At 72.9% G+C, this 14,724-nt stretch carries 11 protein-coding genes; 5 read left to right on the top strand and 6 right to left on the bottom strand.

What is annotated here, in order from left to right; all coding sequences use genetic code 11:
• Positions 1–160: 160 nt before the first annotated feature.
• Both cofD and ACFQLX_RS23215 read left to right on the top strand, forming a co-directional pair.
• A complete protein-coding gene (cofD, locus tag ACFQLX_RS23220) occupies positions 161–1,123 on the top strand; it encodes a 2-phospho-L-lactate transferase (RefSeq protein ID WP_386418141.1) in 963 nt (320 codons plus the stop codon).
• Positions 1,120–2,424, top strand: a complete 1,305-nt coding sequence (locus ACFQLX_RS23215; protein WP_386418139.1) for a coenzyme F420-0:L-glutamate ligase — start codon at positions 1,120–1,122, stop codon at positions 2,422–2,424. The genes cofD and ACFQLX_RS23215 overlap by 4 nt, the downstream gene beginning before the upstream one ends.
• Positions 2,425–2,512: 88 nt before the next feature.
• Here the strand turns inward: ACFQLX_RS23215 and ACFQLX_RS23210 are convergent, their stop codons facing one another.
• Positions 2,513–3,763, bottom strand: a complete 1,251-nt coding sequence (locus ACFQLX_RS23210; protein ID WP_386418137.1) for an LCP family protein — start codon at positions 3,761–3,763, stop codon at positions 2,513–2,515.
• Positions 3,764–3,891: 128 nt separating this feature from the next.
• On the opposite strand from ACFQLX_RS23210, the gene ACFQLX_RS23205 reads away from it, so the two are divergent.
• The gene (locus ACFQLX_RS23205; protein ID WP_386418135.1) at positions 3,892–4,422 is read left to right on the top strand and encodes an acyl-CoA thioesterase; all 531 of its coding nucleotides are present in this window, start codon (positions 3,892–3,894) and stop codon (positions 4,420–4,422) included.
• A gap of 307 nt (positions 4,423–4,729) precedes the next feature.
• Here ACFQLX_RS23205 and ACFQLX_RS23200 read toward each other — a convergent pair whose 3' ends face one another.
• A complete protein-coding gene (locus ACFQLX_RS23200) occupies positions 4,730–6,178 on the bottom strand; it encodes an LCP family protein (RefSeq protein WP_465270550.1) in 1,449 nt (482 codons plus the stop codon).
• A 120-nt stretch (positions 6,179–6,298) separates the two neighbouring features.
• Here ACFQLX_RS23200 and ACFQLX_RS23195 point away from each other — a divergent pair, with 120 nt between their 5' ends.
• The gene (locus tag ACFQLX_RS23195; protein WP_386418131.1) at positions 6,299–7,336 is read left to right on the top strand and encodes a glycosyltransferase family 2 protein; all 1,038 of its coding nucleotides are present in this window, start codon (positions 6,299–6,301) and stop codon (positions 7,334–7,336) included.
• A gap of 60 nt (positions 7,337–7,396) precedes the next feature.
• Here ACFQLX_RS23195 and ACFQLX_RS23190 read toward each other — a convergent pair whose 3' ends face one another.
• The 4 genes from ACFQLX_RS23190 to ACFQLX_RS23175 form a co-directional block, all read right to left on the bottom strand.
• Positions 7,397–9,079, bottom strand: a complete 1,683-nt coding sequence (locus ACFQLX_RS23190) for an LCP family protein (RefSeq protein WP_386418129.1) — start codon at positions 9,077–9,079, stop codon at positions 7,397–7,399.
• 83 nt (positions 9,080–9,162) lie between these two features.
• The gene (locus ACFQLX_RS23185) at positions 9,163–10,863 is read right to left on the bottom strand and encodes an LCP family protein (RefSeq protein ID WP_386418128.1); all 1,701 of its coding nucleotides are present in this window, start codon (positions 10,861–10,863) and stop codon (positions 9,163–9,165) included.
• Positions 10,864–11,096: 233 nt separating this feature from the next.
• Positions 11,097–12,311, bottom strand: coding sequence for an LCP family protein (locus tag ACFQLX_RS23180; RefSeq protein ID WP_386418126.1), 1,215 nt, complete (start codon positions 12,309–12,311; stop codon positions 11,097–11,099).
• A 180-nt stretch (positions 12,312–12,491) separates the two neighbouring features.
• Positions 12,492–13,229 (bottom strand): TIGR03089 family protein, encoded by a 738-nt coding sequence (locus tag ACFQLX_RS23175; RefSeq protein WP_386418124.1) that lies wholly within the window; start codon positions 13,227–13,229, stop codon positions 12,492–12,494.
• Positions 13,230–13,351: 122 nt separating this feature from the next.
• Between ACFQLX_RS23175 and ACFQLX_RS23170 the strand changes: the two genes are divergently transcribed.
• The gene (locus ACFQLX_RS23170) at positions 13,352–14,704 is read left to right on the top strand and encodes a peptidoglycan recognition protein family protein (RefSeq protein WP_386418122.1); all 1,353 of its coding nucleotides are present in this window, start codon (positions 13,352–13,354) and stop codon (positions 14,702–14,704) included.
• Positions 14,705–14,724 lie beyond the last annotated feature (20 nt).

Genomic DNA, 14,724 nt, shown 5'->3' with positions numbered 1-14,724 from the left:
CTACTTCCCCGGCCTGACCCGGATGCCGATGCACGCGCGGCGGTGCGCCGCGGCGGAGGCGGTCCTCGGCTGAGCGTCTCGGCTGAGCACCCCCTGCGGTCCGCCCGCGGCGCCCCTACCGGGGGCGGGAGTTGTCGGTGGGGGCTGCCAGACTGGCCCCATGCGACGCATTGTGGTTCTGGCCGGCGGTATCGGTGGTGCCCGCTTCCTGCGCGGCCTGAAGCAGGCCGCGCCCGACGCGGAGATCACCGTCATCGGGAACACCGGCGACGACATCCACCTCTTCGGCCTCAAGGTCTGCCCCGACCTGGACACCGTGATGTACACCCTGGGCGGCGGCATCCACGAGGAGCAGGGCTGGGGCCGGGCGGGCGAGTCCTTCGCGGTGAAGGAGGAGCTGGCGGCCTACGGGGTCGGGCCGGAGTGGTTCAGGCTCGGCGACCGGGACTTCGCCACGCACATCGTGCGCACCCAGATGCTGGGCGCGGGCTATCCGCTCAGCGCGGTGACCGAGGCGCTGTGCGAGCGCTGGCAGCCCGGGGTGCGGCTGCTGCCGATGAGCGACGACCGCGTGGAGACGCACGTGGTGGTGGAGGACGAGGACGGCGGGCGCCGGGCCGTGCACTTCCAGGAGTACTGGGTGCGCCACCGCGCCGCCCTGCCCGCGCACGCCGTCGTCCCCGTCGGCGCCGAGCAGGCCAAGCCCGCGCCCGGCGTGCTGGAGGCGATCGCCGAGGCCGACGTGATCCTCTTCCCCCCGTCGAACCCGGTGGTCAGCGTCGGCACGATCCTGGCCGTGCCCGGCATCCGCGAGGCCGTCGCCGAGGCCGGGGTGCCGGTCGTGGGGCTCTCGCCCCTCATCGGGGGCGCCCCCGTGCGGGGCATGGCCGACAAGGTGCTCGCCGCGGTGGGCGTGGAGTCGACCGCCGCCGCGGTGGCGCTGCACTACGGCTCGGGGCTGATCGACGGCTGGCTGGTGGACGGGGCCGACGCCGGCGAGGTGGCGGCCGTGGAGGAGGCGGGGATCCGCTGCCGGGCGGTGCCGCTGCTGATGACCGACGTCGACGCCACCGCCGCGATGGCCGCCGCCGCGCTGGAGCTGGCCGAGGAGGTCCGGGCGTGAGCACCCCCTCGTACCGCGTGTGGGCGCTGTCCGGCATCCCGGAGGTGCGGCCCGGCGACGATCTCGCCAAGCTCGTCGCGGGCGCGGGCCCCGAGCTGGCCGACGGCGACGTGCTGGTCGTCACCTCGAAGATCGTCAGCAAGGCGGAGGGCCGGATCGTCCGCGCCGACGACCGCGAGGCGGCGATCGACGCCGAAAGCGTGCGCCTGGTGGCGCGGCGCGGCGCCACCCGGATCGTCGAGACGCGCCACGGGCTGGTCATGGCGGCGGCCGGGGTGGACGCCTCCAACACCGAGGCGGGGACCGTCCTGCTGCTGCCCGAGGACCCCGACGCCTCCGCCCGCGCCCTGCGCGCCGGGCTGCGCGAGGCGCTGGGCGTGGAGGTGGGCGTGCTCGTCACGGACACCTTCGGCCGCCCCTGGCGCAACGGCGTGACGGATGTCTCGATCGGCGCCGCGGGGGTGCGCGTACTGGACGATCTGCGCGGCTCGCACGACACCCACGGCAACGAGCTGGAGGCGACGGTCGTCGCCACCGCCGACGAGCTGGCGGCCGCCGGCGAGCTGGTGAAGGGCAAGGCGGACGGGCTGCCGGTGGCGGTGGTGCGCGGGCTGGGGCACCTGGTGTCGGGCGGGGACGGGGCGGGGGCGCGGGCGCTGGTGCGCGACGCCGCCCAGGACATGTTCCGGCTGGGGACCTCCGAGGCGATCCGCGAGGCGGTCACGCGGCGGCGCACGGTGCGGGAGTTCACCGCCGAGCCGGTGGACCCGGCGGCGGTGCGCCGGGCGGTGGGCGCTGCGGTGACGGCGCCGGCGCCGCACCACACGACGCCGTGGCGGTTCGTCCTGCTGGAGAGCGCCGGGGCGCGCATCGGGCTGCTGGACGCGATGCGCGGGGCGTGGGAGCGGGATCTGCGGGAGCTGTCGGGCTTCACCCAGGAGTCGATCGCCAAGCGGGTCCGGCGCGGCGACGTGCTCTACCGGGCGCCCTATCTGGCCGTCCCCTGCCTGGAGACCTCCGGGGCGCATGACTACCCGGACGCGGGGCGGGCCGCCGCCGAGCGGGAGATGTTCGTGGTCGCGATGGGCGCCGGCGTGCAGAACTTCCTGGTCGCGCTGGCGGCGGAGGGGCTGGGTTCGGCGTGGGTGTCCTCGACGATGTTCTGCCGCGAGGTCGTCCGCGAGGTGCTCGGCCTGCCGGCCGGCTGGGACCCGATGGGCTGCGTCGCGATCGGGCATCCGGCCACCGAGCCCGGGGTGCGGGCCGCGCGGGCTCCGGAGGGGTTCGTCGAGGTGCGGTGAGGCGCCCGTACGGCAGGGGTACGCGAGCGGCCCCGCGGCCCGGGCGGGCTGCGGGGCCGACGGCTCGGCAGGCTGGTGCGGCGGGGGCTCAGTCGCCCTTGACCGTGACCTTCTCGTCGTTGTTGAGCTGCTGGACCAGCTGCTTGACCTTGGGCATGTCCCACTTCAGGGAGCCCTGCGGGGCGGAGCCGGCGAGCGGCATGTTCATCGAGACGCCCTCGCCGCCGGTGACGCCCTTCATCGTCCAGAACATCCGGGCCAGCTCGTAGGGGCCCATGTCCTTGTCGACGATCAGGGAGTCCAGGCCCGCGCCCATCAGCGGGTAGAGCGTGAAGGGGTTGAGGACCGTGGTCGGCGTCGCGGCCTGGTTGGCCAGCGCGGCCAGGAACTTCTGCTGGTTCTTCGTGCGGTCCAGGTCGCTGCGGGCGAAGGCGTAGCGGGTACGGACGAAGGCCAGCGCCTCGCGGCCGTCCAGCGTCTGCCTGCCGGCCTGGAAGTCGGCGCCTGAGTTGCGGTCCTTGAACGCCTTGGGGATGTCCATCTCCACACCGCCGACCGCGTCGACGATGTCGGCGAAGCCCGAGAAGCCGATCTCCACGTAGTGGTCGATGCGCAGGCCGGTGTTGAACTCGACCGTGCGCGTCAGCAGCTCCGGCCCGTCCATCGCGTAGGCGGCGTTGAGCTTGGAGCCGCCGCGCGCCGGGTAGCTCTTGCCGGACTCCGAGCCGACGAAGTTCGGGATGGTCACCCAGGAGTCGCGGGGCAGCGAGATCAGCGTGGGGCCGTTGCCGCCGCGGTGCAGGATCATCATCGAGTCGGTCCGCTTGCCCGCGGCGGAGCCGGTGTGCAGGTTCTTCTTCTCCTCGGCCGACATGCCCTCGCGGCTGTCGGAGCCGACGATCAGGTACGTGGTGCCGTCGCCCTCTGCCGGCCGGTCGATGACCTTGGCGAGGTCGACGTCCTTGCGGAGCTTGGAGTCGGCCCAGAAGTAGGTGGCGACGCCCGTCACGAGGAGCAGGACCATGAGGATGACCAGGCCCCTGGTGATGCGCCGGCGCCAGTCGGGGCGCGGGCGGGCGTAGCCCTCGCCGCCGTGGCCGCTTCCGCCGTGGCCACTGCCGCCGTAGCCGTCCGCGTCGCTGCGGCCGTCGCGGCCGTAGACGCGGCCGTCGTTGTAGCCGTCGTCCCCGTAGCCGCGCCCGCCGTCCCCGCCGTAACCGCCGTGCGAGGGCTGGCGCGGGACATGGGGCATGGTGCGCGTCGGCTCCGCGTGCGGGCCTCCGCCGCCCCGTGCGCCGCGTGCGTTGCCTTCGCTCCACCCGTTTGGCCAGTCGTCCATGCGGAGAGTCTGCCCTGCCGGGGCGGGTCGCCGACAGGGGGGTGCGGAATCGGGCCCGAGCTGTTGCGGGTTTGTCGCACAGGCGGCCCGGGAGGTCACGGTGCGGGGTGGGACATACGCTTACGGGCATGACTGAAGCCGTACCCGAGGGCAAGGCGACCTCCGCCTCCCGTACCACCCTGTCCAGCATCATGACCGCCGCCGAGACCAACCTCCTCGGCACGGTGCACGGTGGCGTGATCATGAAACTGGTGGACGACGCGGCGGGCGCGGTCGCCGGGCGGCACTCCGGGGGGCCGGCGGTGACCGCCTCCATGGACGAGATGGTCTTCCTTGAGCCGGTGCACGTGGGCGATCTGGTCCACGTGAAGGCGCAGTGCAACTGGACGGGGCGGACGTCGATGGAGATCGGCGTGCGGGTGCTGGCCGAGCGGTGGAACGAGTCGACGCCGGCCACGCAGGTCGGGTCGGCGTACCTGGTGTTCGCGGCGGTGGACGATGCCGGCAAGCCGCGGATGGTGCCTCCGGTGGTGCCGGAGAGTGATCGGGATCGGCGGCGGTTCCAGGAGGCGGAGATTCGGCGGACGCATCGGTTGGCGCGGAGGCGGGCGATTCGGGAGCTTCGTGAGCGGAGGCTCTCCGAGGGGTACGAGGACTGAGGTCGCGTCTCGCTGCGGGGGCTGCGCCCCCGGCCCCCCGGATCGCTGCTTCGCAGCTCTGGCCTCAAACGCCGGCCGGGCTTGATTGGCGCTGCGCGCCTCGTCCTCAAACGCCGGACGGGCTGGGGGTGGTGCTTTCCCGCCATGGCCTCAGGCGCCGGACAGGCTGGGGGTGGTGCTTTCCCGCCATGGCCTCAAGCGCTGGACAGGCTGGGAGTGGTGCTTTCGCGTCTCGACCTCAGGCGCCGGGCGGGCTGGGGGTGGTGCTTTCGCGCCTTGGCCTCAAGCGCTGGACGGGCTGGGTCGGCTACGCGCACTCCGCCTCGTCGCCCGTTTTGGTGGCGAAGGCGCTCCAGACTTCCGCGCCGTCCAGGATCGGGTCCGCCGCGCGGACCTTGTGGATCTGCTGCGGGGTGAAGTCCGCGGCCAGGGTGAGCTTCATCACCGGGCCGTGGTCGCGGGCGGGGACGAGTTTTGCGCGGGGGAGGGCCGTGTGCAGGGCGTGGGCCGAGCGGTCCCACTTCGGGTCGTAGGTGATCGTGGTGCGGTGCGGGCGGGTGGTGGGCGGGGCGTTGCGGGGGGTGGCGGTCGTCGCGAAGCCGCTGCGGGCCAGGGCGGCGTCCGCGCGGGCGCCCAGGCCCTTCTCGCCGGTGGCGTTGAGCACCTGGACGCGGATCTCCGAGGGCGGGATCTCCACGGGGACCGCCTTGGCCGTGTACTTGTGCTTCACCCGCAGCGGCTTGTCCTCCCGCAGCCGGGTGAAGAGCTCGCGGGCCTTCCTCTCGTTCCACAGGACCGTCGCGCCGATCCCGGGCACCTCGTGGTCCATCGAGGCGATCGGCACCGTGGTGAATTCCGAGGAGCGGGGCGAGAAGTGCCGCATCGCCCGGCCCAGTGCGAACATCTCGCCGCTGCCGAAGCCCTCGTCGGCCCGCACCGACCCCAGCACCGTGCCGCTGACCTCGCGCAGCCGCGCCGGGTTGAGCAGCGTCTCCGTACCGGCGACCTCGTGCATCACGGCCGCCAGGAACTGCTGCTGGCGGCGCATCCGGCTGAGGTCGGAGGTGGCGTCCACGTGGCGGGCGCGGACGTAGCTCAGCGCCTCGCCGCCGCGCAGTCGGCTGGTGCCGGCCGGGAGGTCCAGGCCGGAGTAGCTGTCCTTCAGCGGGCGGGCGGAGCAGATCTCCACGCCGCCGATCGCGTCGACCGTCTTCATGAAGCTGGAGAAGTCGATCTCCAGGTAGTGGTCGACGTGCACGCCGGTCATCTTCTCCACGGCCCGTACCGTCAGCGGCGGACCGCCGTGCGCGTACGCGGAGTTGATCTTCCCGGCGTGCACGGCCAGTTCCTCGCCCAGGCCGCGGTTGGTGTGCGGGGGGAACTCCACGTACGAGTCGCGCGGGATGCTCACCACGCTCGCCCGCTCGCGGTCGCCGGAGAGGTGCACCAGCATGATCGTGTCGGTGCAGTTGCAGGGCGCGCCGCCCAGCTTGTAGCGGGCGCGCTGGGCCGCGGAGATCCCCTCGCGCCGGTCGGTGCCCACGACCAGGAAGTTCAGCCCCCGGCCGTCCGCGCGGGGGCGCTCGTCCAGCCCCGCGAAGGCGTCGACCCGCCTGATGTCGCCGCCGATGCGCGACAGCAGCAGATGGCCGCCGCCCGCCGCGGTCAGCAGCAGCAGCGAGACGAGGGCGGTGATCCGCAGGCCCCAGCGCGGGCTCCTGCGGCGTGACGAAGCGACCACGCGGTTCCTCCCCATCCCCGGGCCGTCCCCTGGCCCGTTGCCCGACGGCAGACCGCCCAAGCTAGGCCGCCGCCCTCCCCGCTCCGAAACCGGCGCACGCCGCGTTCCCCCGTTCGCGGTACCGTGATCCCCGATATGAGTACGCGAAACCAGCCCCCCGCCGTGTCCGTGATCATGCCCGTCCTCAACGAGGAGCGGCATCTGCGCCATGCCGTCGAGGCGATCCTGCGCCAGGAGTACGCCGGCGAGATGGAGGTGGTGATCGCGCTGGGGCCGTCCACGGACCGTACCGACGAGATCGCCGCGGAGCTGGTGGCCCAGGACTACCGCGTGCACACCGTGCCCAACCCCACCGGCCGCACCCCCGCCGCGCTCAACGCCGCCATCGGCGCCTCCCGCCACCCCGTCGTCGTACGGGTCGACGGCCACGGCATGCTCTCCCCCGGCTACGTCGCCACCGCGGTGCGGCTGCTGGAGGAGACCGGCGCGGTCAACGTCGGCGGCGTGATGCACGCCGAGGGCGAGAACGACTGGGAGCACGCGGTCGCCGCCGCGATGACCTCGAAGATCGGCGTCGGCAACGCCGCCTTCCACACGGGCGGCCAGGCGGGCCCGGCCGAGACGGTCTACCTGGGCGTCTTCCGCCGCGAGGCGCTGGAGCGCCAGGGCGGCTACAACGAGGAGTTCGTCCGCGCCCAGGACTGGGAGCTGAACTACCGGCTGCGCGAGGCCGGCGGCCTGATCTGGTTCTCGCCCGAGCTGCGCGTCTCCTACCGGCCCCGGCCGAGCGTGCGGGCGCTGGCCAAGCAGTACAAGGACTACGGCAAGTGGCGCCATGTGGTGGCGCGTTACCACTCCGGCTCGATCAACCTGCGCTACCTCGCCCCGCCGGCCGCGGTGCTCGCCATCGCCGGCGGTGTGCTCCTCGGCGCGCTGGCCACCCCGCTGGGGTGGCTCGTCCCGGGCGGCTACCTCGCGGCCGTCGCGGCGGGCTCGCTGCCGGCCGGGCGCGGCCTGCCCCGGGCCGCCCGCCTGCGGATCCCCCTCGCGCTGGCGACGATGCACATGTCGTGGGGCTTCGGCTTCCTGACGAGCCCCCGCGCCCTGGCCCGTAAGGTGATCGCCTCGCGGCGGGCGGTCGTACGGGCGCAGGACGCGACGCCGGTGGACTGAGCACGGCGCATGACGCGCGAAGGGCCGGCCCCGCGGGGTCGGCCCTTCGTCGTGCCCCCGCTACCAGCGGTAGGGGGCGTAGACCTCCATGCACTCGCCCGCGTCGTCCTCGGCGTTGAGCAGGTCCGCGCTGTCGGGCGCCTTCTCGGGGGTCTCGGCGGCCTTCGCGGCCTCGGGCGGGTAGCCGTCGCCCTGGCGCCAGTCCGCTCCGACGACCAGGGTCAGCCCCGTGGCGCCCTTGGACTCCTTGACCCGGCTCTCCGGCAGCCCCACCGACTTCGCCAGCGCCAGCGCGTCCGCCCGGTCCTGCGGGGTGCCGTAGGTGAGGGTGGTGTCCGCCTGGGGCTTGGGCGCGGTGTTCGTGGCGGCCTTGCCGTACCCGAGTGCGCCGAGCCGGTCCGCGACCGCTGCCGCCCGCCCGCTCACCGGGCCCTCGGAGCTGAAGCCGGTGCCGTTGTACACGGTGACCGCGACCTCGGCCGGCGGGTGCGCGGGGCCGGTGGGCGCCGGGGTCTTCGCCGGCTTCTTCTTGTCCTTGCCGTCGAACGCCGCGTCGTCGCGCAGCATCTTCCAGAGCTTCGCCGCCTCGGCCTTGTTCTCGACGAGGGTGGCCTTCCGGTTTCGCGGGTCCTCCAGCACCGGCATGGTCGTCATGTTGATCCGGCCGCTGGGCACCTTCTTCAACTCCCCCGCGAGGTCGAGGAGTTTGTTGATGCTGCCGAGCCCCTCCTTGTCGACGGTCAGGGCGTTGGTCCCCGCCTCCGCGAGCCGGCGCAGCTTCAGGGGGTCGGTGAGCTTGGTGCCCTTCTTCAGCTCCCGCACCATGGCGTTGAGGTACATGTGCTGGGCCTTGGCGCGCATGATGTCGCTGCCCCAGGCGTAGCGGGTGCGCAGCCACTGGAGCGCCGGGATCCCCTTCACCACGTGGGTGCCGTGGGTCAGCCTCAGGCCCGACTTCTCGTCGTAGACGTTCTGCCGTACGCACACGGGCACGCCGCCGACCGCGTCGGCCATGTCGACCACTCCGGCGAAGTCGACCATCATGAAGTGGTCGATGTGCACCCCGGTGATCTCGGTCCAGGTGGCCACCGTGCAGCCGGGACCGCCGTGCTGGAGGGACTCGTTGATGCGCCGGTAGGGCGTCGCCGGGTAGACCTGGCCGCTGTCGGGGTCCTTGCACTCCGGGATGTCGACCATCGTGTCGCGGGGGATGCTGACGACCGACATGTTGCTGCGGTCCGCGGAGACGTGCAGCAGCATCTGGACGTCGGCGCGGGGCTTCTCGTCCGCGGTGTCGCGCGCGCCGCCGAGCTTCTGGTTCTCGGCGCCCTTGCGGCTGTCGGAGCCCAGCAGCAGGATGTTCAGCTCCGACTGGCCCGCCGCGTTCGGCGGCTTCTTGTCGACCTTGGAGTTCGTGCCGATGTTGAGGGGCTTCTTGTCGAGGTTCGCGTTCAGGTGCCGGTAGTACAGCCAGCCCGCGCCGGCCGTGCCGAGTATCAGGAACGCCAGTGCCGCGCCGAGCCAGCGCAGCCAGCGGCGCCGCCGGCGGCGGGACGGGGGGGCCGGTAGGTCCCCGTAGCCGCCGTCTCCGTCGTAGTCGTCATCGCCGGCGGCATAGCCCCGCTGGCGCGGCACCGTCCGGCGCGGCCGACCCCCCTCGTAGAGACTGTCGTCCCAGCCGAGGTCGGACGCGCGGTCGCGGTGCCTTCCCGCACCTCCACCGCGGACGCTGCTGCGACCCATGGGCCCCTCCCGGTCGATGCCGTTGCGTGTACGTCCGTACACGTCTTGGACGTTCTCGGCGCTGAAGTCGTGTCACCGCGCGGTCATTTGACGCATTTCTTCTCGTCGGCGTTGGCGCTCTGCACGCCCTCGGGCGCCTTGTCGGGCGCCGCGACCGGCGTGCCCGACGCGGTGAAGTCCGCACCCAGGACGAGGGACATGGGCACGCCCGGCTGCGCCGCCGCGTCCTTCTTGAGCGCGCTCTTGGGCAGGCCCATCAACTCCGCGACCGTGTTGGCCTGCGCCTGCTGGTCGGGAGCGTACGTGAGGGTTGTTTTCGGGGCTGCTTCGGGGGCGTTTCCGTTCGCCGCCGCGTTGCCGACGCCCTTGCCCGCGAGCCACTCGGCGGTCGCCGAGGCCGCGCCGGCGATCCCGCCGCCGTTGGCGACCTGGACGTCCACCTCGGCCGGGTCCGCCTTCTTCGCGGCGGCCTCCTTCTGCTTCTTCTTCACCTCGGTGAAGGAGACGTCCGACTGCATCATCTTCAGTACGGGCGCGGCCTTGACCTCGTCTATCACGACAGTGGCCTTCGCGCCCTCCGGCTCCTCGGGGTTGTCCTTCACCGGGAGCGTGAGGAAGGTGATGTTCTTCTGCGGGACCTTGCTGAGGTCCTTGGCGAGCGACATCAGGCTGGGAATGCTCTTGATCCCGCTGTCCACCGTGAGGGAGTTGGTCGCCGCGTTGGCGAGCTTCCACAGCTTCTTCGGGTTGGTCAGGGTGTCGCCGGACTTCATCTTGCGGATCAGCGAGCCGAGGAACTGCTGCTGCAGCTCGATGCGGCTGAGGTCGCTGCCGAAGCCGACGGCGTGGCGGGTGCGGACGAAGGCGAGGGCGTCCTCGCCCGCCACGGTGTTCTCGCCCTGGGGGAGGTCGAGCTTGGAGTCCTTGTCCTTTATCGGCTTGGCCAGGCAGACGTCGACCCCGCCGACCGCCGAGGACAGCTCCTTGACGGCGTTGAAGTCGGCGAGCATGAAGTGGCTGACCTCCAGCCCGGTGATCTTCTCGACCGTCTTCCAGGTGCAGCCCGGGTCGCGGCCGCTCTGGCCGAGGCTCTCGTTGAAGCGGGGCGTGGAGCCGGCGAGATTCGCCTCGGTGCCGGGGACGTCCTTCCAGTCCCCGCTCTCCTCGTCCTTGGTCTTGCAGTCCGGGATGCTCGTTATCATGTCGCGCGGAATGCTCAGCACCGTCGCGTTGGAGCGGTCCTCCGCGACGTGGAAGAGGAGCGTGGTGTCGGCGTGGCCGACGCTGTTGCGGTCGCCGTAGCTGGTGTTGCCCTTGCCGCTGCGCTTGTCGGTGCCGATCACCAGGATGTTGACCGGTCCCTTGGTGACGGCGGCGTTCTTCTCGCCGTACACCTCGGTGCTGCCGATGTTCCCGCTGAGCTTCTGGTACGCCCAGTAGGCGCCGCCCGTGCCGGCCACCAGCAGGAAGCCCAGCACCCCGCCGGTGATCATCAGCGCCTTGCGCCGGTTGCGCCTGGGGGGCGCGCCCCGGCGGCGGCTGGGGCGCGGCGGTCCGCCCGGCTGCAGTCCCTCGGGGTCGCGGGGGCCCGGCAGCCTCGTCTGGCGGGGGCGCTGGCGGGGCACGGTGGTGGCGGAGTCCGCGCCGTAGGACGCCTGGCCGCGCGGGTCGTACTCGGGCACGGATGGCTGGAGGCTCAGCTCGTAGCTGCCGGTGCTCGGGTTGAACACCCACTGATCGGCAGGGTCGACCCCGCCCGCCCGCCCACGGCCACGCGTATCCACGATCGCTCGGGTCCTCACTTCGAAGACGGAAGGCGCCTCCCCCGGGGGCGCTCACTGAAGGTCGTACGTGCAGTGCAGGCCGCCCCTGCGTCGGAGCGGCCAGATCGCACACCTTATCCGGCCACTTCAGCGTCTAGCGACGCCCGTGACAAATTCCACTGCCGTACAACCCTCCGCCGTTTCCCCACCTCGCACGCCCCACACCCCCCCCATCGCGTCGCCTCAGCGGCACCTCAGCGGCAGATGTCATCCGCCGGTGTCGTCCCGTTGTACGTGGGTTCATCTCCCGGGTCGGCCGCCCGTACCGGGCCCGGCTCCCCCACGTACGCCGCCGTCCGCAGCAGCGGCACCGCTCCCTCGGCGCGGTTGTCGGCCTTCGAGCCGAAAGGAACCGGTTCGTCCTCGCGCAGTGCCTGGAAGAGCCGGGAGGCGTCGGGCTGCACCAGCTCGTCGCGGTTGGTGTTCAGCCGGTAGGGGCGGCGCGGCACCGTCAGGAAGTGCACCTCCTCCATCGGTACGTCGCGTACCCCGCGTACCAGCTCGTACAACGCGGTCAGGTCCGACAGTCCCTTGTCGGTCGTCAGCGACTTGGTGGCCGAGTCCAGCAGGGGGGCCAGGCGCAGCGGGTTGAACAGCACGCCGTCGCTCTTGACCTTGCTGACCAGCGAGGCGAGGAACTCCTGCTGGCGGCGCATCCGGTCGGTGTCGCTGCCGTCGCCCAGCGTCTTGCGGGCGCGCACCCAGCCCAGCGCCTGCTCGCCGTCGAGCGTCTGGCGGCCGGCCTTCAGCCGCAGTCTGGCCGCCTTGTCGTCGACCGGCTTCGGCACGCACACCTCCACCCCGTCCACGGCGTCGACCATCTCCTTGAAGCCGGTGAAGTCCAGGATCAGGTGGTGGTCGACGCGGATGCCGGTCATCGTCTCCACGACGCGGATGGTGCAGGCCGCGCCGCCGAAGGAGTAGGCGAAGTTGAACTGGTTGAGCTGGCTGCCGCTGTGCCGGCCGTCCTTCGCGCGACAGCGCGGGATCTGCACCATCAGGTCGCGCGGCAGGCTGATGGCGGTGACCGACTTCCGGTCGCCCGCGAGGTGCAGCAGGATCACCGTGTCCGAGCGCTCGCCGGAGGTGGGGCGGCCGTACTTGCGGTTGCCGCCGGAGCGGTCGTCGGAGCCGATGAGCAGGATGTTCTGCGCGCCGGTGGCGGCGGGGCGCGGGCGGCCCTCCTCGTAGCGCCGCAGCTCGTCGGCGGTCGCGGCGTCGATGCTGATGTTGCCGTCGAGGCGCTGGTAGAAGTACCAGCCCAGGCCGGCGATCAGCAGGATCGACAGGGACAGGCAGAACACCGTCCGGCGCAGCCACAGCGGTGTGCGCGGCGGCCGCGACGGTGCGGCGCCACGAGGAGAACCGCCCCGGCGGCGCTGCCCCGGCTGCTGGGGGGAGGTGGCCATCTGCTCTCATCCCTCACGGTCGGGCAGCCGTCGGCGACTGCCCTCGTGGTGGCAGACCGCCGAGACCGGTACATGGTTGTACGTCCGCGTGCACGTCGGTACGTACAACGTATAGACGGAACATCCGATCATGCCGGACATCAGTGCGGCGGCGCGCGAACCGGTGCGCCGCGCGTCCGCTCACAGCGTGTGGGTGACCCGCTCGTCCGTACGGCGCTTGACGAGGCCGCCCTCGTCCAGCCGGTCCAGATGGCGGCAGAGCACCGTGGAGCCCCCCGTCGCCAGCGGCGCCAGCAGGCCGCCCGCCAGGCCCTCCCAGCTCTCGAAGTCCCGCCCGCTGAGCACCCGCGCTCCGCTCCCCAGGCCCAGTTCGCCGGCCGTCGCGCGCGCCCGGCGCACCACCTCCGCCCCGCTCAGCTCCTCGCCGCCGGTGACCAGCGCCGGGGCGAGCGGGTCGACCGGGGCGTAGGGGGTGAAGCGGTCGCCCTGGCCGGGGACCTCCACCGCGTAGTCGGCGAAGCCCTCCGGCGGGGTGGGGAAGCGCCCGCCCAGGGGGCGCAGGGCGAGCGCGACACGCGGGCCCGTACAGGCACGCGCCGCCTCCAGGGTGTCGGGGCCGGCGACCACCAGGTCGGCCTTCGCCGCGTCCCCGCCGACCTCCACCACCAGACCGGTGGAGAAGGCGGCGAGCAGCCAGACCGCCGACTGCCAGTGCGCCGGCAGCAGCAGCGCCAGGCGCTCGCCGGGCTCGGCGGCCAGCTCGTCCTGGATCAGATTGGCCGTCTTGGCCACCCAGTTGGCGAAGGTCGCCACCGACAGTTCCACCCGCTCCCCCGTGGCCTCGTCGTAGTACGTGACCAGCGGCCGGGCGGGGTCGGCGGCCAGGGCGTCGCGGAGCAGGGCGTCGGGTGTCGTCACGGGCGGCAGCCTACCGCCGCCGAAATCCGGCCGGTTCACGCCCGATCCCCCGCGGGCCGGGCCGCCCCCCATGCGGAACAACCCGAATAGACAGGTATGTCCGGTAAGTCGAGGATCGGAGCATGCGACCTCTGACTGTCTCCTCCATAGGGGCCCTGGCGGCGGCGGCCCTCGCCTCCCTGGCGCTCGTGCCCACCGCCGCCACCGCCGACACCTCCCCCCGTACCGCACTCGCGGCCTCCGCCGCGGCAGCCGAGACCCCCGGCGCCACCCAGTCGCTGCCGCTGCTGCCGCTGCCCGGCACGCGCGCCGACCAGTCGCCCGCCGCCGCCTCCTCCGTGGGGCTGCCGCCGCGCGAGGTGCACCCCTTCTCCATGATCGGCATCGTCTGGCGCGACCCCTCCGTCGAGCTGCACGGCACCGTGCAGGTACGCACCCGCGCCCGCGGCGGCGACCGCTGGTCGGACTGGCAGACCCTGGCCACCCACGGCGACCACGCCCCCGACCTCGGCTCGCAGGAGGCCGCCGGCCCGGCCCGCGGCGGCACCGCGCCGCTGTGGGTGGGCGACTGCGACGGCGTGCAGGTACGGGTCACCGCGGCGCCCACCAGCAACAAGGCGCGCCCCTCGCTGCCCTCGGGACTGCGCGTGGAACTGGTCGACCCCGGCGCGGACGACGAGTCCCCCGACCCGGCAGCCGACGAGGACCGCACCACCGTCGCCACGGCGGCCGACGAGGCCGGCGCGCAGGCCGCCGCGGTCAACGCCGGGCTCACCACCTCCGACGGCCTGGAGGTCAAAGCGCTCTCCAAGCGGGCCTCGGAGCTGGAGGCCACCCAGTTCAACCCCGCCCTCGCCCCCGCCAAACGGCCCTTCGTCGGCCCGCGCCCCGGCATCGTCACCCGGCGCGGCTGGGGCGCGGACGAGCGGCTGCGGGAGAAGAAGCTGCACTACACCAGGACCGTCAGGGCCGCCTTCGTCCACCACTCGGCCACCGGCAACGGCTACCGCTGCGCCCAGAGCGCCTCGGTCCTGCGCGGCATCTACCGCTACCACGTCCAGAGCCTGGGCTGGGCGGACCTCGGCTACAACTTCGCCATCGACAAGTGCGGACGCATCTTCGAGGGGCGGGCCGGCGGGGTGGCCAAGCCCGTCCTGGGGGCGCACACCTTCGGCTTCAACCAGAACTCGATGGGCATCGTCGTCCTGGGCACCTTCGACACCAGCGCGCCCTCCGCGGCCGCGGTGCGCTCGGTGTCCCGGCTCACCGCCTGGAAGCTCGGGCTCTACGGGGGCAACCCCGGCTCGTCCGTCACGATGGTCTCGGCCGGCGGCAAGTACGCCCCCGGCAAGCGGGTGCGCCTGCGGGTGATCTCCGGCCACCGCGACGGCTTCACCACCGCCTGCCCGGGGGCGCGGCTGTACGGCAAACTGCCGACGGCGCGCACCGGTTCGGCGCAGCTGCAGGGGCGCTGACCCCGGCCCCGGGCCCGTCC

It is taken from the genome of Streptomyces polyrhachis, assembly GCF_042663125.1.
GTDB lineage: Bacteria > Actinomycetota > Actinomycetes > Streptomycetales > Streptomycetaceae > Streptomyces > Streptomyces polyrhachii.
The sequence above is the reverse complement of the archived record's forward strand: the minus strand, read 5'-3'. Positions and strand labels throughout refer to the sequence as shown.